We start from the raw sequence: 23,575 nt of genomic DNA on the forward strand, positions 1-23,575 counted from the left end.
CGGGCGATGTTTCTAAAAACTGTCCGACAGTGGGACCGTGCTCGCGATGGATCCGGAGCCGTCGTATACAAATCGGCGGCGCTGCGCCGGGAGTGTTGCTGACGTTTACATGTCGCGCGGCCATGCAAGCCGGTTTTCCGCGCTAATCGATTGACTGGACTGCCCTGATCGAGGTTGGGCTCGGTTAGTGCATGTGAGGCTGTTCGCGCGAGCAAAACTCCATACAAATCGCGCGGGACATAAACAGATCCACTCCGTCTCGCGGGGATTCGGTAATGAGTAGTTTGCTTTCCGCCGAACAACTCAGACTTCAAGACGCCGCCTTCGAGTTCGCACAGCGTCTGCCTGCCGATATGGTCGAGCGTGACCGCAGTGCAACGTTCGATCGGAGCGGCTGGCAGCGCTGCGCCGAGTTCGGCGTGCTCGGCATGCCGATCCCGCAGGAATATGGGGGCCTCGGGCTGGGGCTTTCAGATCTATTGGCAGTGATGGAAGGGCTCGGCCGCGGCCTGCGAGACCAGGGGCTGCTGTTCTCGCTCAATGCTCATCTGTGGACCAACTCGATCCCGATCTTGAGATACGGCGATGAAGCGCAGAAACAAAGGTATCTCAAGTCGCTTTGCGATGGCTCGGTCATAGGCGCAAATGCGGCGTCGGAGCCGGATGCGGGATCGGACATCTTCAGCATGCGGACGCGCGCGCGTCGCGAGGGTGACTATTACGTGCTGAGCGGCACGAAGACCTTTGTTACCAATGCTCCGGTCGCGGACGTCTTCGTTGCGTACGCCACCGTCAATCCCGCTCTGGGCGCCACCGGAATCACCGCCTTCATCATCGAGCGAGACACGCCCGGCCTGGTCATCGACCGCAAGCTCGACAAGATGGGGCTGCGTACCTCGCCGATGGCGCAAGTCGTGTTCGATGGCTGTCGAGTGCCGGTCGCGCAGCGCCTCGGCCGTGAAGGCAGGGGCGTGCTGATCTTCGAATGCTCGATGGAGTGGGAGCGCGGCTGCATTCTGGCCAGCTGCCTCGGGGTGATGCGACGGCAACTGGACGAATGCCTGGCATATGCCAGGACGCGCAAACAGTTCGGCAAACCTATCGGCAAGTACCAGTCGGTTGCGAATCGAATCGTAGATATGAAAGTGCGGCTCGAGACGTGCCGGCCGCTCGTCTACCGGATTGGCGCGCTCAAGGATGCGAATCAGGATGCCACGGTGGAGGCGGCGCTGGCGAAGCTCCACGTCTCGGAGAGCTTCGTCAAATCATGTCTGGATGCCGTGCAGGTCTTCGGCGGCTACGGCTACATGACCGACATGCAGATCGAGCGCGATCTGCGCGATTCGGTTGGCAGCACGCTCTACTCGGGGACGTCGGAAATTCAACGCAACATCATCGCGCGGGGGTTGGGGTTGTGAGAACGGAAGCAGCTGTCGCAGTCCGGCCGGTCGGTGTCAGCGCGTACTTGCGCCATTGGTCGAGCATCGGGCAGCTGGCCTTGATCCTGCTCGTCGTGCATGTCTACCAGCTCGAAGGCGTGCCATTTACGAAGGTGCTGTGGCTGGCGGCGGGCGGGTTTCTGGTCAGCATCGCGCTGCCGCTGCATTATCGACTGCCGTTGTTCACCTGCGTTTCCATCGCAGCCGTTTTCGTTGTTTTCGGCCTGGCCGATGGCGCCTGGCTGATCGCGCTTGGGCTGACGCTGATCGCTATCTGTCACATCCCGATCGCGTTGCGGTTGAGGATCGCGTTGCTTGTCCTGGCCGGCGCGGGATTGGCCATGCTGCGCATGAATCTGGTGGGCTCACCCTGGTCGGCGGCGATCTGGCCGATCCTGGGCTCGATGTTCATGTTCCGCCTGGTCCTCTACATGCGAGCGTTGAAGAGCGAGCAAGGTGAGCGCACCTGGTGGTCCTCACTGGCTTATTTCTTCATGCTGCCCAACGTCGCCTTTCCGCTCTATCCGGTGGTCGACTATCAGACTTTCCGGCGCACCCACTTCGATGCCGATGAGGCAGCCATTTATGAGCAGGGCATCCTGTGGATCTCCCGGGGGCTCGTGCACCTGGTCCTGTACCGGTTCGTCTACTACAACCTGCTCAACGACCCTGCCGACGTCGCGCGTCTGTCGGATGTCGTGCAGCTCATGTTCGCTACCTTCCTGCTGTACCTCAAGGTGTCCGGTCAGTTTCATCTGATCGTGGGCCTGTTGCATCTGTTCGGCTTTCGCTTGCCCGAGACTCACAAGCTCTACTATCTGGCGCACGGCTTCACCGAGCTGTGGCGCAGAATCAATATCTACTGGACGGACTTCATGATGAAGACCGTCTTCTACCCCATGTACTTCCGGGTGAAGCGCCTCGGTCCCGCTATGGCGGTGGGTCTGTCGACCGCGGCGGTGTTCGTTACCACGTGGTTGCTGCACTCGTACCAATGGTTCTGGTTGCGCGGCGGGTTTCCGATGACGTGGCCCGATGCGCTGTTCTGGGGAATCCTCGGCGCTCTGGTCGTGCGCGGTGCACTGAAGGAGTTGCGCGCGGCCAAGGCTCCCAAGCGCAGTGCTGGTGGCTGGGATAGGAGGATGGGATTGCAGGCTGCCGCAACTTTCTTTGCGTTCTGCCTGCTGTGGTCGTTGTGGAGCGCAGAATCCGTCGGCCAATGGCTCTGGATGCTGGCCAGCGCCGCTGACATAGACCTGAAGGGCATCGCGCTGCTGCTGGCGATATTCGGCGTCGTCGCGTTGCTCGGTGGATTCGATTGGGAGGCCAGCAAGCGGGCGGCGAGCTCGCGATGGCGGCAGCCTTGGGTGCGCAGCATGGCGTCGCTGATGTTCCTGCTCGTGATCTCCTGGCCCGCGATTCGAGATCTCGGACCGCAGTCCTGGGACAGGGCGCTCGCATCTCTGCAGGAGACAGGCTTGAACGTGCAGGATGCCGCGAAACATCACCGCGGCTACTACGAGCAACTGGATGTGCGCGGACAGATCAATGCTGTCGTTGCCGATTCTCAGGTCGACCGGTCGCAATGGCTCGATGCGGCTCAGGCGGGCATCATTCGCACGCGCGAGGATGCCGTGGAGCGTGACCTGAATCCTTCGCTCAATCTGGTCTGGAACGGCAATACGTTTACCACCAATGCCTTCGGGATGCGGGACCAGGAGTACTCGCTGCAGAAGCCTGCCGGCACTTACCGTATCGCACTGCTGGGGCCGTCTCATGCCATGGGCAATGGCGTTGCTGATGGAGAAACGTTCGAACATCTGGTCGAGCAGCGGCTCAACAGCGAGCTTGCGGGTACGGACCAGCGGAAATTCGAGATTCTCAATTTCGCAGTGGACGGTTTTACGATGCCGCAGCAGTTGGCAATGCTGGAGGACCGTGTGCTGCAGTTCGCTCCCGACATGGTGATCGTCACTCACTATCATCGGGGGCGCGCGATGACGGAAACCTACATTGGGAAGGTCACCTGGAAAGAGATCCCCGTTTCCGAAGATCTGCGCGCCATCCTGGCTCGCGCTGGCATCGATCACGTCGACCGCGGATCGGTGCCCATTCCCACAGAGATAGGCCGAGCTCTGGCCCGCACGCTGGGGCTGCAGCCGCGCATGCCTCAAGGAGAGTTTGAAGCTCGCGTACGGCGCATCTCCGATGAGGTTAACGACTGGGCGTTGGAACGTGTTGCGACTGTCGCACGCGACAACGGTGCGGTTCCCGCGGTGCTGGCGCTCAACGCCGTCATCGACGATGCGCCCGCGGAGGTGCCAAACATTGAAGCCATCCGTCGCGCCCAGTTTCTCGTCTTCGATCTGTTCGACGTATTTCCAGCGGAGGATCGTGCCCTGTTGAGAGTGGCGCCCTGGGACGATCATCCAAACGCGATGGGGCATCAGGTGATCGCGGATGCCCTTTACACGCAGCTGATCGGCGCGCTGCCGCCGGAACAGCTGCAAAACCGTACTCACGAATAAAGGAAGAACGAATGGAAAACGTACGCGAGCTGGTGCGCAGATTCATCCTGGAAAACTTTCTGCCGGGCGAGGATGCCGCCAATCTGACCGATTCGACCGAGCTCAAGGAGAGCGGCATCCTCGACTCGATGTCGACCTTGAAGTTGGTCACGTTCCTCGAAGCGCAGTATCAAGTGGAGTTCGAGGCGGACGATCTGGATGCGGGCAATCTCTCCACGGTCGCAAGCATCGCAGCGTTAGTGACTGCGAAGCAGCGTGGCTAGTGCCATGAGCGCGGTTCGATCCCTGGCCGGTTTGCTCGAGCACACGGCGCGCGAATTCCCGGAGAAAATCGCGGTCACGGTTCCTGGCGGACGAAGCGTTACCTACTCGCAACTGTCCGCGCTCTCCGACCGGGTGCGCGATCGACTGGTCCATATGGGCGTTCGCCGTGGCGATCGCGTGGGCCTAAGGCTGCACAAATCGATCGAGGCGGTCGCAACGATCTTTGGTGCTCTGAAAGCGGGTGCTGCTTACGTTCCAGTGGATGCCGAGTCGCCGGCTGCGCGCGCTGCGTACATTCTGAATGACTGCAACGTGAAGGTTGTGGTGACCGAGCGCGACTTGGAATCTGAGCTTGTCGATGCCCTTGGGAGCCTGGCGGCGTCGCCTACGAGGCTCGTGCTCGACGTCGGGGCAACGCAGCCGATGGAGGAATTGCTGGAAACGTTACAGCGATCTGAGCCGGCGGCCTCGGTCGCATCGGTCGAGACCGGCGCGGACGATATCGCCTACATTCTCTATACCTCTGGGTCGACGGGTAAACCCAAGGGTGTGGTCCTCTCGCATGGCAACGCGCTGAGTTTCATCGATTGGTGCAGCGAGACCTTCGCGCCGCGCGCCGACGATCGCTTTTCATCGCACGCGCCGTTTCACTTCGACCTGTCGATTCTCGACATCTATGTCTCGTTGAAGCACGGCGCAACGCTCGTGCTGATTGGAGAGGAACTGGGCAAGGAGCCCATCAAGCTGGCGGCTGCAATCGCCGCCGAGCGCATTTCCGTTTGGTACTCGACTCCCTCCATCCTCAGTCTGCTGGCCAACTACGGCAAGCTCGCTAAACACGACTTTGGATCGCTGCGCATGGTGTTCTTCGCGGGCGAGGTCTTTCCGATTCCGCAATACCGGGCGCTGCAGGCCATGTGGACGCAGCCGCAGTACTTCAACTTGTATGGCCCCACGGAAACGAACGTTTGCACATGGTACGAAGTGCCGCCGGACGCACGGTTGGAGCAAATGTCCACGTTTCCGATCGGCAGGATCTGTCCGCCAAACCGCGGCAAGGTCGTAGATGATCGAGGCGACTGCGTCGCCGCCGGAGAGTCGGGCGAGTTGCTCGTGTCGGGTCCAAACGTGATGCGCGGCTATTGGAATCTGCCTGATCACAATGAGCGTGCCTTCCTCGTGGACGAGACGGGTGAGCGCTGGTATCGAACCGGCGATATCGTTTGTGAGGAACCGGAGGTTGGCTATCGATATGTTGGCCGCCGCGATCGCATGGTCAAGCGGCGCGGGTACCGCGTAGAGCTGGGCGAGATCGAAGCCGCACTGCTGCGTAATCCGGATGTGCGTGAGGCGGCAGTGATCGCGCTCCCCGATCCGGAGTCGGGGGTTCGGATCCTGGCGTTCGTGGCTTGCCAAGAAGAGAGAACACTGACCCGCATCGCTCTAAAAGCGTATTCGGCACAGGCGCTGCCGCCTTACATGATTCCCGACATCTTCTCCGTCGTACCGGCGCTGCCGAGAACCTCGACGGACAAGATCGACTATCAGCGGTTGCGGACGGTCGCTTGAGCACGGCCTTCGCGAGGGGAGTGTCGTTGGAGTTGGCGCCAATCCGGCCGGAAGCGCAGCGCGAGCAACAACACTGCAATCGACGCAGGTAACCAATACAGATCGGTCGGTGTCGGCCGACGCCGTGCGAATCGCTGGTCGCGCAGAGCCTTGCTCAGCGATGCGAGATCGGTCAACCGCGCGTAGTTGAATCCGACCTGATCCGCGAGCGCTTGCAGATGTGGCTCGCGCAGTCCGGACAGATGTTCCAGGTCTGGCACGCTAGTGTCGCCAATGGCGCTGGGTTGGAGGACCTCATCGGCGCGCCAGTAACCCTGGCGATGACCTTCCTCATCGATTCTCGGGATCGGACTGGGCGTGTCGGCGCCGGTTCCAATGAGCCAGCCGTGGATCGCATGATTCGGCAGATCTTCGAGCAGTCGGGGAGGATTGCGAGGATCGAGCGGCGGTGCCTCCTGGCCGTCAGTAATGAAAACGACGTCGGGGTGTCCCGCCGGTGAGAGCTTCATTTCCCGCGCCGTCTGCACCGCCCAATACACGCCCTTGGTGATTTCGCTCGCATTGGACCAGCGCATTCGTCCATCGATCTGATCGAGCGATGCCAGCAAGTCGTTGTAGTAAGCGCAGACATCGACGGGGGCGAGCAACGGGATCGTCCGGTAGCCGGTGAACGCGGCCCAGCCGACGCGAGAGCCGCAAGGCAGATCGCGCAACAGGTGGCGAGCCGCCTCGTGTGCGAAGGCAAGTCGGCTCGTCGGCGCTCCGTCGAGTTGGTAATCCTCGACGTTCATGCTCTGACTGATGTCGAAGACCAGGATGTAGTCGTAAGCATCGTGTGGCAGCTCGACGGAGGGCATGACGAGCGCAATCAACAGCAACAGCAGCGCGAGCGTGATGACGCGCGAGTCTTTGTCCAGCGCCACGCGCAGCGACCTCATGGCAGGTCGATCCTCACCCCTTGCAGGGTGCTGGGACTCTGCTCCTTCTCCGGCGGGGCTTCCTTTTCTTCGAGCTCCTGTTCGAGCTCCGGTGCCAGCTGCAAAGCGCGCGAAAGATTGTATCGGGCGTCCCAGTCCGCCGGCTCGTTGCGCAAGACGTCTCGATACTGCTGTTTCGCCAGCTCGATGAGCGGCAGCGACCGGAATGCCTGGCTCGGGCCGTTCACGAGCGCGTCACGCATATACAAGTTGCCGAGGTTGTAGCGCGCGGCCTGGCTCAGATCGCGGCGGTCGCCCTCGATCAGCGCTTTGTAGGCTTTCACCGCAGGGTCGGAATCACCGGCGCGGGCGAGTGCCAGCGCACGTGCAAAGCGGGCTTCCGGCACGTCTGCTTGGAAGTCCGATACGCGTGCACTCGCAATCGCCGCGTTGGTGCGTTTGATCTGATCGAGGCGTAGCGCGTGATACACGACCAGGCTTCCGCACACGAGCGCAGCCACGGCGAACGCGCTATGAACAGTGGAGCGCTTCACGGCAAGCTCCGCAGCAACATGGAGCGATACAACAGCAGCATCGTGCACGAGAACGCGGCGACGGCGAGAAACAGGCGGCTATAGTCCTGGCGTGGAATCTGCTCCATGAAATCGAGCGGCAGGTTCTGTTGGAGTCCGACGTCGGCGACTGCTCTGGATAGACTCTCAGGGTCCTCGGCCTGATACACGCGATAGGGCGTTTGTAACGTCTGAAAGAAGCGATGCAAAGCCATCTCGGGTGCGTTTTCCCAGCGCGCCTCGGTGGTGTCGAGTGTCGCGCTGTTGTAGGAGCGCAGATAGATCCAGTAGAGCGCGATGCGATTGCGTGCGAGCCCGATGCGGATGCGCTTTTTCGTGTCTTCATCCAGGTGCGCGCCCCCGTCCGACACCAACAGCATGATTCGACTGCCCGAGTAAGCGCGTTGATCGAACTGGGCGATCCCTGCGGTGAGTGCGCGGCCCACCTCTGTATCGGCCAACCCACGGCCGACGCCACCTGCCTCGATGCCTGCTAGCATGACTGCATCGTGCTGAGTGAATGGCACGACACTCAGCGGCCGATTACTGAAGTACATCAGCGAAAAGCGATCGTCGGGACGCCGTGTGACGAACTGTGACAACAACTGGCGTGCCACCTGAGCCTTTTGCGGGCCGCGCCCGAGGTGATGTAGCAGCGTGGTCGGATCGAGCTCTCGCCAGTTGGCGGGCAGCATCCGATCATCCATGCTGCGACTACGATCCAGCAGCACCAGGATCTCCGCGCCTTTGCCGGTTCTCTGCACCTGCGTTTGCGGACGGCCTGGCTGAGCCAACGCGAAGATGCTGCTCGCCAGAGCGAGGACTGCAAACGCAGGCCAAAGCCAGCCGATGATGCGGCCCACACGGTCCCGCGGCAGCCAGGCGACGGACGGAAACGCGAGTGTGTCACGTCGACTGCGCAACAGTGGCAGCAGCGCCAGCGGCAGGAGTAGCAGCACCCATGGATGCTCGAACGCGAGTGAGCTGCTCATTGCGCGTGCTGCCGTTCGATTCGGCGCAGCTCGAGGCAGAGCGCACGCACCGACAAGAGGTTGCTCTGCGCTCCGGTGCCGAAGAATCGCTCGTTGGATTGAGCGAAAAAACGTTCGATGTCCGCGCGCTGCGGCTGCAGATATGGCGCCCGTTCGAACAAAGTGGGCAAGGTATCTATTTGCAGCACACGACCGGCGGTCTGGTCGAAGGCGCGGTGCACGGTTTGCCAGGCCTCAGGCGCCATCTCATCCATACGTCGCAGTTGGTGCAGGGCTCGCGCGAACGGTCGGTTGTAACTGTCCCGCCAATTGCGCCACTGCAGCCAGGCAAGCCATGCCAGCAAGATGACACCCAGCGCGATTGACCAGAGAAGTACATTCGCGCGCGGGGAGTCGGTGTCGACGGTCGATACTTCGCGATCCGGTCGAAGTTCGACGTCAGTACTGGACGAAGAATTCGAGACCAGTGGGGCGGCGCTGAGCGGTGCCGCCGGAATATCGAGCTGCGTGCCATGGGCCTTGTCCTCGATCTTCCACGCGGGCAGCCGGACGGTGGCGAGCGCCTGTGGCGAGTTGATCAGCTGATAGTCGACCACCAGCCAACGTCTCCCGTCCGGAGCCGCTTCAATTCTGCTCGCGCGACGCACGAACCAATTGTTGACGCGCTGTACTGGCGGCAGCGCGGTGGGCTCGAATTCCTCACGCGGCGTCGTTAGCAGCACGCGTTGCGTGACGACGTCCCCAATGACGTACCCGAACGGCCGTGGCTGCTCCACGGTGGTGGGCACCACGCGCTGTTGAGCGGCCATCATATTGGCCGCGCCGGCTGTGAGTACGATCACCAGCGTAACCCGTAACATTTCGATGCCGCGGCTCATACCGTGGCCTCGAAGAAATAGTGCGATAGCGCCTCGCTGTCGAATTCGCCGCTGATGTAGAAAGGACGAATGCCCCGGGCCGTGAATAGCGCATTCAACTCGGCACGCCGTCGTTCCACGGCCTCGTGCCAGCGAGCGCGCATATTTGGCCGCAACCAGAGGGTGCTCCGACGGCCGGACTCCACATCTCTCAGGGGCATGAGCCCGTCGTGTTTCGGAGATTGTGCCTCGGCGGGATCCCAGACGACGAGCGGTACGATGTAGGAGTGCGCGAGCAGATCGAGCACGCCATCCAATCGATCCAGTGGCCAGTGAAAGTCGGAAGCGAGGAAGGTCAAACCGTGACGTCCGGCCAGATGTAAGGCGGCTTCCTCCAATCCATCGCTGCCGGCCGTGCCTTCGCAGCTGGCTAGCATCGAAGCCATTACTTCGCCCACGCCACGACTCAACAGCGCTGGTACGAACAGGTCCCGGCGCTCTCGCGCATCGAACGCGAGCATGCCGAGCGAATCGCCAACACGGAACGCACTGTGCCCGAGCGCTGTCACGAAATCTGCCACGACCTGCAGCTTCGACTTGGGAAAGCCGAAGCTCATCGAGGTCGAAACGTCAGCGATGACATGGACCGGCACGCTGACCCGCTGGCGATTGACTCGAACCAGCCAATCTCCGCGAACTTCACGCAGGCTGGCACGCAGATCCAGCCGGCGTGGATCCGGCCGGTCGTAAAGGCTCACGTGCGAGACGAACTCCTGGCCGGCGCCGAGGCTCGAGCCGGGATGCGAGCCAGGTCGCCAGCCACCGGATCGGCGCGGCAATCTGTAGTGAAACTCGCGTGAGGTGTTCATCGTCAGCGCGGCGTTGGGACGTGTTCCAGAATTTGTTCGATGAGCGCCGGGGCGAGCTGCGTCCGACGCAACTCGTACACCGGCGTAAAGAACACTCGATGGCCGAGTGTCCACGGAGCCACTGCGTGAATGTCCGCTGGCGTCATGTGAGTTCGGCCGGCGAGCCAGGCTACGACGCGCGCGGCACGCGTCAGAGACATCATGCCGCGAGGACTCACACCGGCGAGTATCAGCTTCGACATGTCGACGCCATCCAGTCGCACGCCAAAGCTCTCAGGGGCCTGACTCGCAGCCCATAAATCCAACACGTAGCGTTCCAGTACCTCGCTCGCATGGATACTGCGCTGGATCGCCGCACCGATCTCATTCAACTGTTGCCAGGGCAGAATGGCCTCGGCGACTCGTTCGATCAGCTGGTCGACGTCGTGAAAGTCGGGATCGAACACCAATGAGCGACGTATTTCCGGCTCGACGGGCGTGGGCATGCGCAGCTCGAACATGAAACGGTCGCGAGCCGCGGACGCGAGCTCGAAGGTTTCCTCCTTCTCGACCCGGTTGCGGTCGGCGAACACGATCATGTGCGGAAATTGATACTCGCGATTGAATGCCGAGACGGTGCGCTCGGCCATCGCGCGCAGCAGCAGGGATTGAACCTGCGGGCGAGCGCGGTTGATCTCGTTGAAGAAGAATGTCGCCAGCCGTTCGCCGTGCCGGAGCAATGGACCTGGCTCGATCCTCGGCTTGCCTTCGGCGTCGACGTAGGTGTGATAGATGAGGTCGCCCGGCATCAGATCGACGGTGCCCTCGACGCGCTCGAAATCGCCGCCGATGGCGCGAGAGAAGGCGCGCAGAATGGTCGTCTTGCCCACGCCCACATCGCCTTCGAGCAGCACGTGCCCGCGAGCGAACAGCGCCACATTGATCAGCCAAATGGTGTCGCGCTGGCCGATGATGGCTCGGCCGACTTCCTCCTCGACCCGCAACGCCCGATCCCGCCAATCTTGCAGCTGTTCGTCGGAAGCCATCGGAACCCTCGCTGAGGAGACTCTACCGACCTGCGACACCGCGCTGGGGCCTAGTCTGGTGCTTTCCGCGCCAATTTGCCACGTCCTTAAATCTGGTTCAGACGCGGCGCCGAATACTGGTCAGATGATCGATCACATTCGGCACAAACTCCGGCAGCTCTACCTGTTCCTGAAGGAAGCCAACCAGCTGCGGTTTCCTCCAGTTCGACATGTGAGCCAGCATCCTCGGGCGATTCGGCTGGCCGATGCGCCGGATCATCCGTGCGTGCAGATCAATCGTCCCGGTCCCAACGACGGCGCGCATGTTTCGGACGACTGTCTGTTACGGATCGCGCGTCCAGCGTCGACGCAGTGTCCAGCGCCGCCGTTCAACGTCAGCAACTGGCTGTTACCGGACTGGGACGATCCCACCAAGGCGGCGTATTTCTCGGCGACTCGCAACGTCGCGGCTGCCGATAGCCCGCCGCTCAATATTCGTTTCGACGATGACCAGCAGCGCCTGGCGGATTTCGAGGCCTGGGTTGCTGTGCGCGAGGAGTGGGCCGTTTCGGAGCTCGCCGCCCGCAAGGCGCTGGGCTTTTTCGAGCTGTTCTATGAGATTCATTCGGCCATCGAGCGCGACGGCGAACTGCTCGAGCTGGTTGCTGCCGATGGCCGGCTCAATTGGCGTGCGGTCTCGTCGATCGAAGGCAGTGTTCCCATCGATCATCCGGTGATGCTCAAGCGGGTCGAGCTGCGCTTCGATGCCAGCGCCGCGGAATTCAGCATTCACGAGACGGATCGGCCGACCGAGTTGTACAGCGCGCTGTTCGTGGACTTGCAGAACGCGGCGGCGGCATCGCTGCGCAATCGAACAGCGGAGCTGGAAAACTCCAACCTGCATCCGTGGGGTGGCGACGACACGGAAAGTTATCTGAAGACGCTGGTGCAGACGCTATCGCCCACCAGTGGCCGCCTGTTCAAGGAGCGCATTACCGACGAACCTTCCGACGCGCCGCGCATGTGGCGCGATCCGATGCTGATACTGCGCAAGCGCGTCGGTGGTATCGCGAATGCGGTTGACGCCATCATCGACGATATCGATCAGCGCAAAGCGTTTGCGCCGGCGATGGTGCAGATTGCGGGCACGGCGGTCGAGGAAGCTCCGGCGACGGTGGCTGCGGCTCCGATCGAAGACGATGACGTGCTGCTCGGCAAGGAAGCGAACCAGGAGCAGATCCAGATCATCAAGCGCTTGAGCCACAGCGGCTCGGTGCTGGTGCAAGGTCCTCCCGGCACCGGCAAGACGCATACGATTGCGAACTTGATCGGCCACCAGCTCGCCCAGGGCAAGTCGATCCTCGTCACGGCGCAGACCGCGAAAGCGTTGCGCGTGCTGCGTGACAAGGTGCCGGATGTGTTGCGTCCGTTATGTGTCGCCGTGTTGGGCAGCGACCAGGATGCGCGACGTCAATTGGAAACATCCATCGGCTCCATCACCGAACGATTGACGACCGAGACCAGTGCGTCGCTGGTGTCGCGGGCCACGCGGCTTGGGCAGCGGCGCAGAGAGTTGCTCACGGAACTGAAGGTGCTGCAAGCGTGATCTGCGCGAAGGCGCTCGAAAAAAAACGAGTATCGCGAGATCACAGTCGATGAGCGGCGTTTCTCGCCGTCCGACGCCGCGAAGTACGTGAAGGCGCACGGTGCGCAGCACGCGTGGATTCCGGGGCCGGTGAAACTTGCGGTGTCGTTGCCGCTCAATTCCAACGAGCTAGGCCGCCTATATGCTTTGGGTGCCGCATTCACGGCGGATGAGGAGCAGGACGCGCGTCGTCCGCTACCCAATCTCGATGAATTGCCGGCCGAGCGCGAGTTTGAATCGCAAGCGTCGGAACATCAGCGGCTCGCAGCGGCGGACTTGTCCGCGGGCACGCATCGATGGACGCAAACCGGCAGCAGCGCGGCGATCCACGCGCTAGCCGCCACCTTGGCCGAAGAATTCTCGGAGCTGCGACGCCGGCAGGCGTGGCGGCCGTACGCCATCGTCGCCGGCATCAACGGCGGCACACAGCGCGAAGTTTGGGAGCAATTGATTCACGGCATCGAAGAGGCGGCAGAAGCGAACGCTCAATGCGCGCTGTTGCGCCACCATCGGCCGCAGTTGTCCAAGTCGATGTCGGCGGAAACCCAGAGACGCATCGCTCAGGAGATCGTGCAACACCTGGAGGCGGGGCGAGGCTTGGGCTTCCTGACGATGGCCGCGCGCTCGGAGTGGCGACAGTTCGTGAAGTCCGCGTCGGTCGCGGCGGGGGAGCCCTCTCGTATCGATCACTTCCATGTGCTGGAGATGGTGGCCGACCTGGAAGTGCGGCGGCTCGAAATCGAAGACGCCTGGAATGCACTCATCGGCGGACACATCAATTCGCTGTTTCGCTCCATGGGGCCGGAGCCGGAGCTGGCCTGCCGGGCGCTCACGGACGAGATGCGTCATTGTCTCGATTGGCATGCGCATACGTGGGGCACGCTAGCCGATGCCCTGCGCGACGAAGGCTTGCGACTGGATGAATTGGTTGCGCAGATTCCGCGCGAGCCGAGCCCGTTGGCGGAGTATCAGACGGTCGAGCGACTGTCTGCTGAAGTGCTGCCGCCATTGCTCGCCACTGAAGCGGACCGGCGCAAGCGCCGTGAAATCGATGACTGGTTCGACCAGCTCGCCACGCGAGTTGGCGACATCGATCCGAAGTCCATCGGCGCGGGATGCACTTCCCGACTGCTCGCAGCGGTCGAAGCTCGCGATGCGAATGGATATAGAGCGGCGATCGAGTACGTGCAGCGCCTGTTGGCCGTGAAGCCGCTGACGGCGGAACGTGACGAATTGCTGGCGCGCCTTCGCGACGTTGCACCTCGCTGGGCGGACCGCTTGCAGGATCGCAAGGCGCCGCATGACAAGGGTCATCCACCGGGCGATCTGGAACTGGCCTGGATCTATCGTCAGCTGCATGACGCGCTGGTGCAGATGGACCGACTGGATGCCCAGACGCTGCAGTATGAAGCGGATCGCAGCCGCGACCGCTTGCGGCCCGTGACCCAGGAGCTGATCGACGCTACCGCGTGGGGCCAGCAGCTGGCGCGCCTGCAAGGAAACAATGCGATCCGGCAAGCGCTGATCGGCTGGCTGGATACGGCGAAGCGCTTGATGTCGACCCGTCATCCCGAGCGTCGCCAGACATTGCTCACCGAAGCCCGCAAGCTCATGAAACATTCGGTCGAAGCGGTGCCGGTGTGGATCATGCCGATCTCCATGGTCGCCGAGACGTTCGATCCGCGGGCGACGCGCTTCGATCTGGTGATCGTCGACGAGGCCAGCCAGGCGGATCTCAATGCGCTCATCCCGCTGTACATGGCGCGGCAAGTCGTCATCGTCGGCGACCACGAGCAAGTGACGCCCTTGGGCGTGGGCAAGGAACAGACCGCGCTCGAGAATCTGCGCAAGTCGATGCTGCATGACTTCCCGAACGCACATCTGTTCGATGCCATGTCCTCCATCTATGACATCGGGCGGCAGGCGTTTGGAGATGCGGTGCGGTTGATCGAGCATTTCCGCTCGGTGCCGGAGATCATTGCCTTCAGCAATCGGCTGTCCTACGACGGCAAGATTCTGCCGCTGCGTGCGGCGAATTCGACACACATCAAGCCGGCGTGCGTTCCGTATCCAGTGGAAGGGGGGCGGCAGGGAGATGTGAACCCGAAAGAGGCCGAAGCGATCGTGTCGTTGATCAAAGCGATGACGCGCCATCCCGCCTACGACGGCAAGACCATCGGCGTGATCTCGATGGTGAAGGAGGAGCAGGCGCTATTGATCCAGTCGCTACTCCACAAGCGGATCGACAGCGTAGAGCTGGAGAAGCGGCGCATCCTCGCCGGCATCTCGGCCGAGTTCCAGGGCGACGAGCGCGACATCATCTTGTTGTCGCTCGTGGATAGCGCGCCGGAAGAGGCCGCACTACGCACGGTGCGAGAAGGCGCGTATGAGCTGGTCAAGAAACGTTACAACGTTGCCGCGAGCCGTGCGCGAGATCAGCTCTGGGTCGTGTATTCATTCGATGCGGATCACGACCTGAAGACCGATGACTTGCGTTTCCAATTGCTCCAGCATGCGCAGCAGCCGAATCTGTCTGCACCCGGTGCCGAGCGGGAACGCTTGGAGCCGGAGTCGCCGCTCGAACGCGAAGTGGCGAAGCGCCTGACGGCCGCCGGCTTCCGCGTGAAACAGCAGATGAGCATTGGTCACTTCCGCATCGACATGGTGATCGAGAGCGACGGCAAGCGACTGGCGGTGGAGTGCGACGGCGATCGTTATCGCACACCCGAGAGCCTCACTGAGGACGTTGCGCGCCAAGCCGTGCTCGAGCGCCTCGGGTGGGAGTTCGTGCGCATCCGTGGCAGTGCGTTCTATCGAGATCCGGACGCGGCGTTGCGTCGGGTGTTCGATCGTTTGCAAGAGCTCGGCATCGAGCCGGTCGAGCCGGAGGAAGTGGCAGCCGCACCTGTCGAGGATACGCCCGCGAAATCCCTGGTCGAGGAACTACAGGAAATGACGGGCCGGCCGATCGTGCCGGCGACCTCAACGGCCCCGGTTGCGGTAGCTGGCGAGCCGCCGGAATCCGAACCGAGGAAGGCGGCCAGGCCGCGCAGAAAGCTCGGGCGACAGCCATAGGCATCGGTGGCCGCTCGCGTATTTGCAGCCTGACATCGTTTAAAGCCTCGTGCTGGTCGATTGCCTGCTGGCGGGTACTCGGACGCGCTAGCAGGCGAGCATAGCGCTGGTGATATCCTCACCCATTCGCTTCGTGATGAAGCCCGCGATCTGCAGAGCGTGACGGCACTCGGAAGCGGTCATTTCGTGGCGGAGGAAGTACCGGACTTCTTCATCGCGACGCTCGAAACGTTGCTAACGAAGCACCCAGCTATGTGATTTTCTGGCTTCAGTCGGGTGTCGACCTACATCCCATCCGTGAGGAGAATTCCCATATGGCCCGACGTGACGCCGTTTTCCCCGCCGGTCGACATGACCTCTACACGTCACAGACGTATTCCGCGGCGATCAGATCAGGTGATCTCCTTTTCGTTTCCGGTCAGGTCGGCAGTCGCAGTGACGGCTCGCCCGAGCCGGACTTTGAGGCTCAGGTCCGTCTGGCATTCGCCAATCTCGAGGCGACCCTGCAAGCGGGTGGATGCGGGCTTGACGATATCGTCGACGTGACGACCTTCCATACCGATCCCGAAAATCAGTTCGGCACGATCATGACCGTCAAGAGCGAAGTCTTCCCGCAAGCGCCCTATCCGAACTGGACGGCGATCGGCGTCAACTGGCTCGCGGGGTTCGATTTCGAGATCAAGGTTATCGCGCGTATTCCTGGCTGAATATCACCAAGCTGGAGTTCCAACAAAAACGCGCTCGGGAACGGCGCTCCGACTCGTGACATCCAATGTCACGTAGGATCCCTTAAATCAGGAGCGACCCATGAACACTTGGCTTACCGCGCTCGCAGCGGCGCTTGCGCTCGTTGCTGTCAACGCTGGTGCAGCGAACGCCGGCCCGACCGATGCGCAGATTGCCCATATCGTCGTCACCGCAAATCAGATCGATATCGACGCCGGCAAGCTGGCCCAATCCCACGGCCACTCGCAGGAAGTCAGAGACTTCGGGCAACGCATGGTCACGGACCACAGCGGCGTAAACAAATCGGCCGAGGCGCTCGTCACGAAACTGCACGTGACGCCGGCGCCGAACGACACCAGCAAGAGCTTGCAGAAGGGCGGCGATGAGAACCTCGCGAAACTGAAGAAGCTGAGCGGCCCGGCGTTCGACAAAGCTTATATCGATCACGAAGTCGCTTATCACCAGGCGGTGCTGGACGCGATGGACCAGACGCTGATTCCCAACGCGCAGAATGCAGAGTTGAAGGCGCTCCTGGTCAAGGTGCGGCCGGCATTCGTTGCGCATCTGGACCATGCAAAGGAACTGCAGGCTTCCTTGGACAAGACTTCCTTGGATAAGACCAGTGGCTGATCGGCGCATGCTGGCGGTGGTGGGCAGTTCGCTCCTGGCAGTGGCGACGGTCGCTGACCGCGCCCTGTCTGCGGAGCCGGCGACCCACACTGTCAGCATCGAGAATATGCGCTTCGATCCTGTGAAGCTGTCGGTCAGGCGCGGCGACCGGGTAGTCTGGGTCAACAAGGATCTGTTTCCGCACACCGTGACTGCGGACGGGAAAACATTCGACTCGGGTGACATCGCCGCCGGACAATCCTGGACGTACACTGCAACCGCGTCGGGCCGCTACACTTATACGTGCACTTATCATCCAAGCATGAAGGGGACGCTGATCGTCCAATGACAACTGATATCGCATCGTCAGTGCCGACGGATGAGGACGACATCTCCATCGCGCGTCGTGTCGCGGGAGGAGATCAGGTCGCCTTCGCGGGGCTGATGCGTCGCTACAATCGTCGCCTCTATCGACTCGCGAGGGCGGTTCTCAAAGACCCGACCGAAGCCGACGATGTGCTGCAGGAAGTGTATCTATCTGCGTATCAGTCGTTGCCGCAGTTCCGCGGTGATGCGGCACTGTCCACCTGGCTATCGCGTCTGGTCCTGAATGAGTGCTCGGGGCGCTTGCGTCGTAACCATCGCCGCCAGAATGTGATTCCCATGGTCAGTTCAACCAACAGACCCGAAGTCGATTCCGTGGCTGCCCGGGAATCGGAGCTGCCCGACAAGGCGATCGGTCGCGCGCAGATACGAGATATTCTGGAACACAAGCTCGATGAGCTGCCGGAGCCGTTCCGTCTGGTCTTTGTACTGCGTTCCGTCGAAGAGCTCAGTGTGCAGGACACCGCACTAACCCTAGATATTCCCGAAGACACCGTGCGCAGCCGTCATTTCCGCGCGCGGAGCTTGCTGCGTGAAGCGTTGGCACAGGAAATCGATCTGGCGGAGCGCGACGTGTTCGAGTTCGGCGGCGGGCGTTGTGATGGCGTGATCGCCCGGGTTCTCGCTCGCCTCAGTGAACAATCTTGAGGCAAGAAAGTAGCGGGCGCAGCCAATATCGCGAGTCTTGTGGTACAACGCCTGATCGGCGCCCAGCGCCAGTCGTCTTCATCGAGGGAGCTGATGTATCGACCCAAACTTCTGGCAGTGCTCGCCGGCTTGTTAACGGTGGCTGCGCAGGCAGCGAATGCGCCCGCCGGTGACCCGAAAGCCACCGAAGTGTGGTCGCCGGTCCCGAAGAAAGTGACGCCGGGTGCGACTGCCGGAGCGCCGCCTTCGGACGCTGTCGTGCTCTTCGACGGCAAACATCTGAATGCCTGGAAAAGCGAAAAGGATGGCGGGCCGGCCAAGTGGCGAGTGGAGCAGGGCGAGTTCGTGGTCGCGCCAGGCACGGGTGACATTCAAACTCGCGCCAGCTTCGGCGACGTGCAACTGCATGTCGAATGGTACGCGCCGCCACTGCCAGCGGACAAAGTCGATCAGGATCGTGCCAACAGCGGCGTGTTTCTGCAGGACGTGTACGAGGTGCAGGTGCTCGACACGTTTGAGAACAAAACGTACGTCAACGGCCAGGCGGGCGCTATCTACAAACAATATCCGCCGCTCGTGAATGCCAGCCTGCCCGCCGGCCAATGGCAAACCTATGACATTATTTTCACAGCGCCGCGGTTTGCTGCCGACGGTTCGCTGAATTCGCCGGCGCGCATGACGGTGCTCCACAACGGCGTGCTGATACAGAACAACGTTTCACTAAAAGGCGCCACGGCTTACATTGGTGCGCCGAGCTACAAGGCCCACGGCGACATGCCCATCCGCTTGCAGGATCATTCGCACGAGGTGCGCTTCCGTAACATTTGGCTGCGGAAGCTTTGAGGGATGCCGCGTCAATCGAGCCAAAGTCGCCGCCATCCTTCGTGACCCAGTCGACGCAGGGTGTCCATATTCCGGGGGCCAATCTGGTCGATGTCCGGAAAGCTTGCCGCCGCGCGCTCGATGCTGGCTTCGCGCAGTAGATGCAACATCGGATAGGGCGAGCGATTGGTGAAGTTCGTGATGTCCTGTTTGCGGGTGCCGGCGAATTGATAGTCCGGATGAAAGCTGGCCACTTGCAATTCGCCTTCCAATCCCAGCTCGGCCACCGCGGCGTCGCAGACGTCGAGGAAATCGTTGTAGTCGAGAAAATCATTCAACGCGTGGGGGTGAATGAGCAGCGTGGTCTCGCACTGGAGCGGGTCTGTATCCCGCAATAGCTGCAGTTCACGACACAGGTCTTCGAGCAGCCCGTCGGCGGAGCGCTGCGCGCTGACACAGAAGCGCACGCGATCGCTTCGATACGGGACCGCCGCGAAAGGGCAGAGTTGCTGGCCAATCACCGCTCGTTCGAGCCAGACGCGGGTTGCTGCAATGACCTGCTCTTCGGACGGGACGCCGTCCTGCCCGGGCGTGGCGCTCAGGGTTTCTGCGTCGGGTGGCTTGTTCAAGGTGCTCTTCAGGTCGGGAGGAAGGAGAGGCCGGCGTGCCGAGCCTGGTCGATGGGCAGTGTAATACGTGCGATCATGGTGGGATGACTGAATTCTCCAAATTGACGATGATCGAGCCGCTGCAGCGGGCACTGGCGGAAGTGGGTTATGCGCAGATGACTCCGGTACAGGAGGCGAGCCTGCCCGCCATCCTTTCCCGGCGTGACGTCGTAGCGCAGGCGCGTACTGGCAGCGGCAAGACGGCAGCTTTCGCGCTCGGCTTGTTGTCGTCGCTCGATGCGACGGTGGTTCAACTGCAAGGTCTGGTGTTATGCCCGACACGCGAGCTGGCGGACCAGGTCAGTCGCGAAATCCGGCGGCTGGCGCGCTTCATACCGAATGTGAAAGTGCTGACCCTCTGCGGCGGCGTGCCCTTGCGGCCACATCTGGCTTCGCTCGCACACGAGCCCCACATCGTGGTCGGCACGCCAGGTCGCATTCTCGAGTTGATCGAGATGCAGGCGTTGCCGCTGCAAGCAGTCAAGGTGTTGGTGCTCGACGAGGCGGATCGCATGCTCGACATGGGGTTCGCGGACGCAATCGGCGCCATCGTTCAGGTCACGCCGGAGCAGCGGCAGACGCTGCTGTTCTCAGCGACCATTCCGCAGTCGATTCGCGAGCTGAGCCGCGAGTTTCAACGTGATGCCCTGGACGTAACGATCGCGAGCGAAGCGGACGAGATACTGATCGAGCAGACGTTTTTCGAGGTCGAGGCCGAATCGAAACTGCATGCGCTCGAATCCCTGCTGTTGCAGCATCGGCCGGAGTCCGCAGTGGTGTTTTGTAACACTCGACAAGAAGTGCGCGCCGTCGCCGAGGATCTGTTCAAGTGCGGCTTCTCGGTGCTGGCGTTGCATGGCGACTTGGATCAACGCGACCGTGAGGAGATGCTGGTGCGCTTCGCGAATCGGAGCTGCACTATTCTGGTTGCCTCAGATGTCGCCGCGCGCGGGTTGGACATCGCGGATCTGGCGATGGTTATCAACTTCGATATCGCCAGCGATGCTGATACGCACCTTCACCGCATTGGCCGGACTGGGCGCGCCGGTCGCCGTGGCATCGCCCTCAGCCTTTGCTCGCCGCGCGAATCAAATCGGGCCAGGGTGATTGAAGAGCGGCTGGGCACAGCACTCACCTGGGGCACAGTACCACCACTGTCCGATGCCGAACCTTGGTCCGCGCCGTTCGTCACACTGGCAATCGATGCCGGGCGTCAGGATAAATTGCGTCCCGGCGATCTGCTGGGCGCATTGACCGGCGATGCTGGACTGCCCGGCACTGCCGTCGGCAAGATCGATGTGTTTCCTACTCGCACTTACGTGGCCATCGAGCGAGCATCGCACGCCAGGGCGATGCAGCGGTTGCGCGCCGGCAAGATCAAGGGACGCAGCTTCAGGATTCGGAAGATCGGATGACGGGCGCGCCCATGACCTTTGCTTCACTCGGGCTGTCGCCGCAAATCGTTCGCGCCGTCGAAGAGAGAAATTACAGCGCGCCCACTCCCATTCAGAGCGCGGTGATCCCGGGCGTGCTGAGCGGGCGGGATGTTTGGGCGTGCGCTCATACGGGCTCGGGTAAAACGGCGGCGTTTGCTCTGCCACTGCTGCAGCGGTATTCGCAAGCCAGGCGTGACACGCCGCGGCCCCTTCGTTCGCTGATCCTCGTTCCCACGCGCGAACTGGCCGCGCAGATCGGCGCCTCGATCGACGCCTACGCGCGCTATTTGCTTGATCCAGTCAAGGTGTCGGTGGTGTTCGGCGGCGTATCCATCAATCCGCAAATGATGGCGTTGCGAGGCGGTGCCGACATGGTCGTGGCGACGCCCGGTCGACTGCTGGATCTGGTGGAGCACAACGCCTTACATCTGCGGTCGGTGGCGACGTTGGTACTCGATGAGGCCGATCGATTGCTGGAACTTGGCTTTGCAGACGAGCTTGCGAACGTTTTGAGCTGGTTGCCCGAGCGCCGTCAGACTCTGCTGTTCTCCGCAACATTCCCGCCAGCGGTCAACGCGCTTGCAGAGATTCTGCTGCGCGATCCGCTGCGAGTCGATGTTCCCTCGACACCGGCGACGGTGCCGGATATCCACCAGCGTGCCATCCACGTTGACGCACCTCGTCGCACTCAGTTGTTACTTCGCCTGATTCGGGAGCACGGCTGGACTCGCGTGCTGGTCTTCGTCGCCACCAAGTACTCGACGGAGCACGTGGCGGAGAAGCTGCGGCGCGCGGGAATCAACGCCGAGGCGTTTCATGGCGAGCTCAGCCAGGGCGCGCGAACTCAAGCGCTGGCGGATTTCAAAGCGCAGCAGCTACAGGTTCTGGTCGCAACCGACGTCGCGGCCCGCGGCATCGACATCGTGCACTTGCCCGCGGTCGTGAATTTCGATCTGCCGCGATCCACTGACGACTACATTCACCGGATCGGTCGCACTGGGCGTGCCGGCCAGTCGGGTGTTGCGGTGAGCTTTGTGAGCGCGAGCACGGAGTCGCATTTTCGGTTGATTGAAAAGCGACACAAGCTGACGCTGGCTCGCGAGATCGTTGCGGGATTCGAGCCGGTGGAAACGGCCGCGCCAGTCGCTGCTGCGCCCGGAACTGGTGGGATCAAAGGCAAGCGCAAGAGCAAGAAAGACAAACTGCGGGAGCGGGGCGGTTTGAACTAAGGCCGTCCGACAGGTAGTACCTTGCCTTCGCGCGTGCGCACGCACTGCATGTCGATGCCGAGTTCTTCCTGGTAACGGCGCACCAGCCTCGCTTCGATTTCGGTCATCAGTGTGACCGCGAGCCCCTGTGTGCCGGCGCGGCCCGTGCGACCCACACGATGCAGATACGCCTGGCTTATAGTGGGCACGTCGAAGTTGAACACATGCGTGACGCCTTTGATGTCCAAGCCGCGTGCGGCGATGTCCGAGGCGATCAGCACTCGAATCGTTCCCTTGCGAAAGCCGTCCATCGCGCGCTTTCGATCCTCTTTGTAGAGCGCCGCATTCAAATCGGCGGCGGGGATTTTATGATGCGCCAGTTTGAGTGCGATCCTCTCGGCGACATCGTTGCGGTGGACGAAAACGATCGCGCGTTCCGGCGCGAGCGCATGCAATAGCTTACGTAGCTGATCGGGCTTGTCGCGCTCTTCGCAGATCAGGTAGAGATGCTCGATATTTTCGTTGACTGCGGCGGCGCCCGCCTCGAGCATGAGCAACTCCGGCGCCAGCTCCTTGACGATCTCCATGCTCTGGCGCTCCAGCGTCGCTGACGCAAATATCAGCTGTCGGGTGCGCGGCGCAGCCTGGATGATGGCGCGAACGGCGAGCAGGCTCTCGTCGCTCAGCAGCCGATCCGCCTCATCGATGACGATGCTGCGAACATGCTGCGCCTTGAGCTTGCCTCTGGCGAGCAACTCCGCAATACGGCCCGGCGAGCCGACCACCAGGTGTGGCTTCTTTTTCAGCTTGTCGATTTGCCGCTCGGTGGACGTGCCGCCGATCAGCAGCAGCGAACGCACCGGCCAGCCGGCATTTTGCGCCAGATCGCAGCATTGACGATGGATCTGCAGCGCCAGCTCGTGGGTCGGCGCGACGATCACAGCTTGCGTGGCGGCCTGAGCGGTGTCGAGGCGGCCGAAAATCGGTAGCAAGTAGGCGAGCGTCTTGCCGGTGCCGGTTTCGGCGTGCAGATACGCATCGCGGCCGGCCGACAAGACCGGCAGCGCCGCGCTCTGGATGGGGGTGGGGCGGCTGATCTGCTGCTTTTCCAGCGCCGCGATCAGATCAGGCGCCAGCTGCAGCTCGGTGAAGGTCATGGCAAGTCGGTCGTCTAGTGGGCTCCGGCAATTCTACAGAGATTGGACACCCATGCTCAGCTCTTCCAGAGAATGGACAGCCACACACCAGCCAGACAGAGAGAGGGCCAGAAGATGGACAGCCATGTTCCGCAGAGCCAGGGAGCAGCAGCAGCGCGGACCAAAGAATGGACAGCCATGTTCCGC

Annotated in this window: 21 protein-coding genes; 13 read left to right on the forward strand and 8 right to left on the reverse strand. The window is 61.9% G+C overall.

Translation table 11 applies throughout. The features are described 5' to 3' along the window. Nucleotides 1-275 precede the first annotated feature (275 nt). Genes D0550_RS15400 through D0550_RS15415 form a run of 4 tightly spaced genes read left to right on the forward strand, consistent with a single transcriptional unit; the run spans nt 276 to nt 5,800 of the window. Nucleotides 276-1,418: an acyl-CoA dehydrogenase family protein gene (locus D0550_RS15400; protein ID WP_116810080.1), complete on the forward strand. Its 1,143-nt coding sequence runs from the start codon at nt 276-278 to the stop codon at nt 1,416-1,418. Beyond that, nucleotides 1,415-3,967 carry an SGNH/GDSL hydrolase family protein gene (locus D0550_RS15405; RefSeq protein WP_116810081.1) on the forward strand — a complete coding sequence of 851 codons (2,553 nt, stop codon included), beginning with the start codon at nt 1,415-1,417 and terminating at the stop codon, nt 3,965-3,967. The genes D0550_RS15400 and D0550_RS15405 overlap by 4 nt, the downstream gene beginning before the upstream one ends. Nucleotides 3,968-3,978: 11 nt before the next feature. Further along, nucleotides 3,979-4,230 (forward strand): acyl carrier protein, encoded by a 252-nt coding sequence (locus D0550_RS15410; RefSeq protein WP_116810082.1) that lies wholly within the window; start codon nt 3,979-3,981, stop codon nt 4,228-4,230. Between the two features lie 4 nt (nt 4,231-4,234). Further along, nucleotides 4,235-5,800 carry an amino acid adenylation domain-containing protein gene (locus D0550_RS15415; protein WP_116810083.1) on the forward strand — a complete coding sequence of 522 codons (1,566 nt, stop codon included), beginning with the start codon at nt 4,235-4,237 and terminating at the stop codon, nt 5,798-5,800. Here the strand turns inward: D0550_RS15415 and D0550_RS15420 are convergent. The 6 genes from D0550_RS15420 to D0550_RS15445 are packed head-to-tail and all read right to left on the reverse strand — an operon-like array spanning nt 5,776 to nt 11,032. Further along, the gene (locus tag D0550_RS15420; RefSeq protein ID WP_116810084.1) at nt 5,776-6,738 is read right to left on the reverse strand and encodes a vWA domain-containing protein; all 963 of its coding nucleotides are present in this window, start codon (nt 6,736-6,738) and stop codon (nt 5,776-5,778) included. The two genes, D0550_RS15415 and D0550_RS15420, sit on opposite strands and share 25 nt — an antisense overlap. Beyond that, nucleotides 6,735-7,271, reverse strand: coding sequence for an MxaK protein (locus D0550_RS15425; protein ID WP_116810085.1), 537 nt, complete (start codon nt 7,269-7,271; stop codon nt 6,735-6,737). Before D0550_RS15425 ends, D0550_RS15420 begins: the two co-directional genes overlap by 4 nt. Further along, complete coding sequence (locus D0550_RS15430) at nt 7,268-8,281, reverse strand: vWA domain-containing protein (RefSeq protein ID WP_116810086.1); 1,014 nt, start codon at nt 8,279-8,281, stop codon at nt 7,268-7,270. The genes D0550_RS15425 and D0550_RS15430 overlap by 4 nt, the downstream gene beginning before the upstream one ends. After that, nucleotides 8,278-9,159, reverse strand: a complete 882-nt coding sequence (locus D0550_RS15435) for a hypothetical protein (protein WP_116810087.1) — start codon at nt 9,157-9,159, stop codon at nt 8,278-8,280. Before D0550_RS15435 ends, D0550_RS15430 begins: the two co-directional genes overlap by 4 nt. Beyond that, nucleotides 9,156-10,007: a DUF58 domain-containing protein gene (locus D0550_RS15440; protein ID WP_116810088.1), complete on the reverse strand. Its 852-nt coding sequence runs from the start codon at nt 10,005-10,007 to the stop codon at nt 9,156-9,158. Before D0550_RS15440 ends, D0550_RS15435 begins: the two co-directional genes overlap by 4 nt. Nucleotides 10,008-10,009: 2 nt before the next feature. Next, nucleotides 10,010-11,032, reverse strand: coding sequence for an AAA family ATPase (locus D0550_RS15445; protein WP_116810191.1), 1,023 nt, complete (start codon nt 11,030-11,032; stop codon nt 10,010-10,012). 124 nt (nt 11,033-11,156) lie between these two features. On the opposite strand from D0550_RS15445, the gene D0550_RS15450 reads away from it, so the two are divergent. The 7 genes from D0550_RS15450 to D0550_RS15485 all read left to right on the forward strand — a co-directional run bounded on the left by D0550_RS15450 (nt 11,157) and on the right by D0550_RS15485 (nt 18,941). Continuing rightward, the gene (locus tag D0550_RS15450; protein WP_161965846.1) at nt 11,157-12,617 is read left to right on the forward strand and encodes an AAA domain-containing protein; all 1,461 of its coding nucleotides are present in this window, start codon (nt 11,157-11,159) and stop codon (nt 12,615-12,617) included. 87 nt (nt 12,618-12,704) lie between these two features. Continuing rightward, nucleotides 12,705-15,731, forward strand: coding sequence for an AAA domain-containing protein (locus D0550_RS15455; RefSeq protein WP_116810090.1), 3,027 nt, complete (start codon nt 12,705-12,707; stop codon nt 15,729-15,731). A 314-nt stretch (nt 15,732-16,045) separates the two neighbouring features. Further along, complete coding sequence (locus D0550_RS15465) at nt 16,046-16,438, forward strand: RidA family protein (RefSeq protein WP_116810092.1); 393 nt, start codon at nt 16,046-16,048, stop codon at nt 16,436-16,438. A gap of 100 nt (nt 16,439-16,538) precedes the next feature. Further along, entirely contained in the window at nt 16,539-17,087 is a 549-nt protein-coding gene (locus D0550_RS15470; RefSeq protein ID WP_116810093.1) for a DUF4142 domain-containing protein, read from the forward strand. Further along, nucleotides 17,071-17,415 carry a cupredoxin domain-containing protein gene (locus tag D0550_RS15475; protein WP_414717298.1) on the forward strand — a complete coding sequence of 115 codons (345 nt, stop codon included), beginning with the start codon at nt 17,071-17,073 and terminating at the stop codon, nt 17,413-17,415. Before D0550_RS15470 ends, D0550_RS15475 begins: the two co-directional genes overlap by 17 nt. Further along, complete coding sequence (locus tag D0550_RS15480) at nt 17,412-18,098, forward strand: RNA polymerase sigma factor (protein ID WP_116810094.1); 687 nt, start codon at nt 17,412-17,414, stop codon at nt 18,096-18,098. The genes D0550_RS15475 and D0550_RS15480 overlap by 4 nt, the downstream gene beginning before the upstream one ends. 93 nt (nt 18,099-18,191) lie before the next feature. Continuing rightward, nucleotides 18,192-18,941 carry a 3-keto-disaccharide hydrolase gene (locus D0550_RS15485; RefSeq protein WP_116810095.1) on the forward strand — a complete coding sequence of 250 codons (750 nt, stop codon included), beginning with the start codon at nt 18,192-18,194 and terminating at the stop codon, nt 18,939-18,941. Nucleotides 18,942-18,952: 11 nt separating this feature from the next. On the opposite strand, the gene D0550_RS15490 is transcribed toward D0550_RS15485, so the two are convergent. Next, complete coding sequence (locus D0550_RS15490; RefSeq protein WP_206606313.1) at nt 18,953-19,549, reverse strand: DUF1415 domain-containing protein; 597 nt, start codon at nt 19,547-19,549, stop codon at nt 18,953-18,955. Between the two features lie 83 nt (nt 19,550-19,632). On the opposite strand from D0550_RS15490, the gene dbpA reads away from it, so the two are divergent. Continuing rightward, the gene (gene dbpA, locus D0550_RS15495) at nt 19,633-21,003 is read left to right on the forward strand and encodes an ATP-dependent RNA helicase DbpA (protein ID WP_116810096.1); all 1,371 of its coding nucleotides are present in this window, start codon (nt 19,633-19,635) and stop codon (nt 21,001-21,003) included. Nucleotides 21,004-21,014: 11 nt separating this feature from the next. Next, nucleotides 21,015-22,253 (forward strand): DEAD/DEAH box helicase, encoded by a 1,239-nt coding sequence (locus D0550_RS15500; protein ID WP_116810194.1) that lies wholly within the window; start codon nt 21,015-21,017, stop codon nt 22,251-22,253. On the opposite strand, the gene D0550_RS15505 is transcribed toward D0550_RS15500, so the two are convergent. Further along, nucleotides 22,250-23,389 carry a DEAD/DEAH box helicase gene (locus D0550_RS15505; protein WP_116810097.1) on the reverse strand — a complete coding sequence of 380 codons (1,140 nt, stop codon included), beginning with the start codon at nt 23,387-23,389 and terminating at the stop codon, nt 22,250-22,252. The two genes, D0550_RS15500 and D0550_RS15505, sit on opposite strands and share 4 nt — an antisense overlap. Nucleotides 23,390-23,575: the final 186 nt, after the last annotated feature.

The sequence above is a fragment of the Steroidobacter cummioxidans genome (assembly GCF_003104955.1).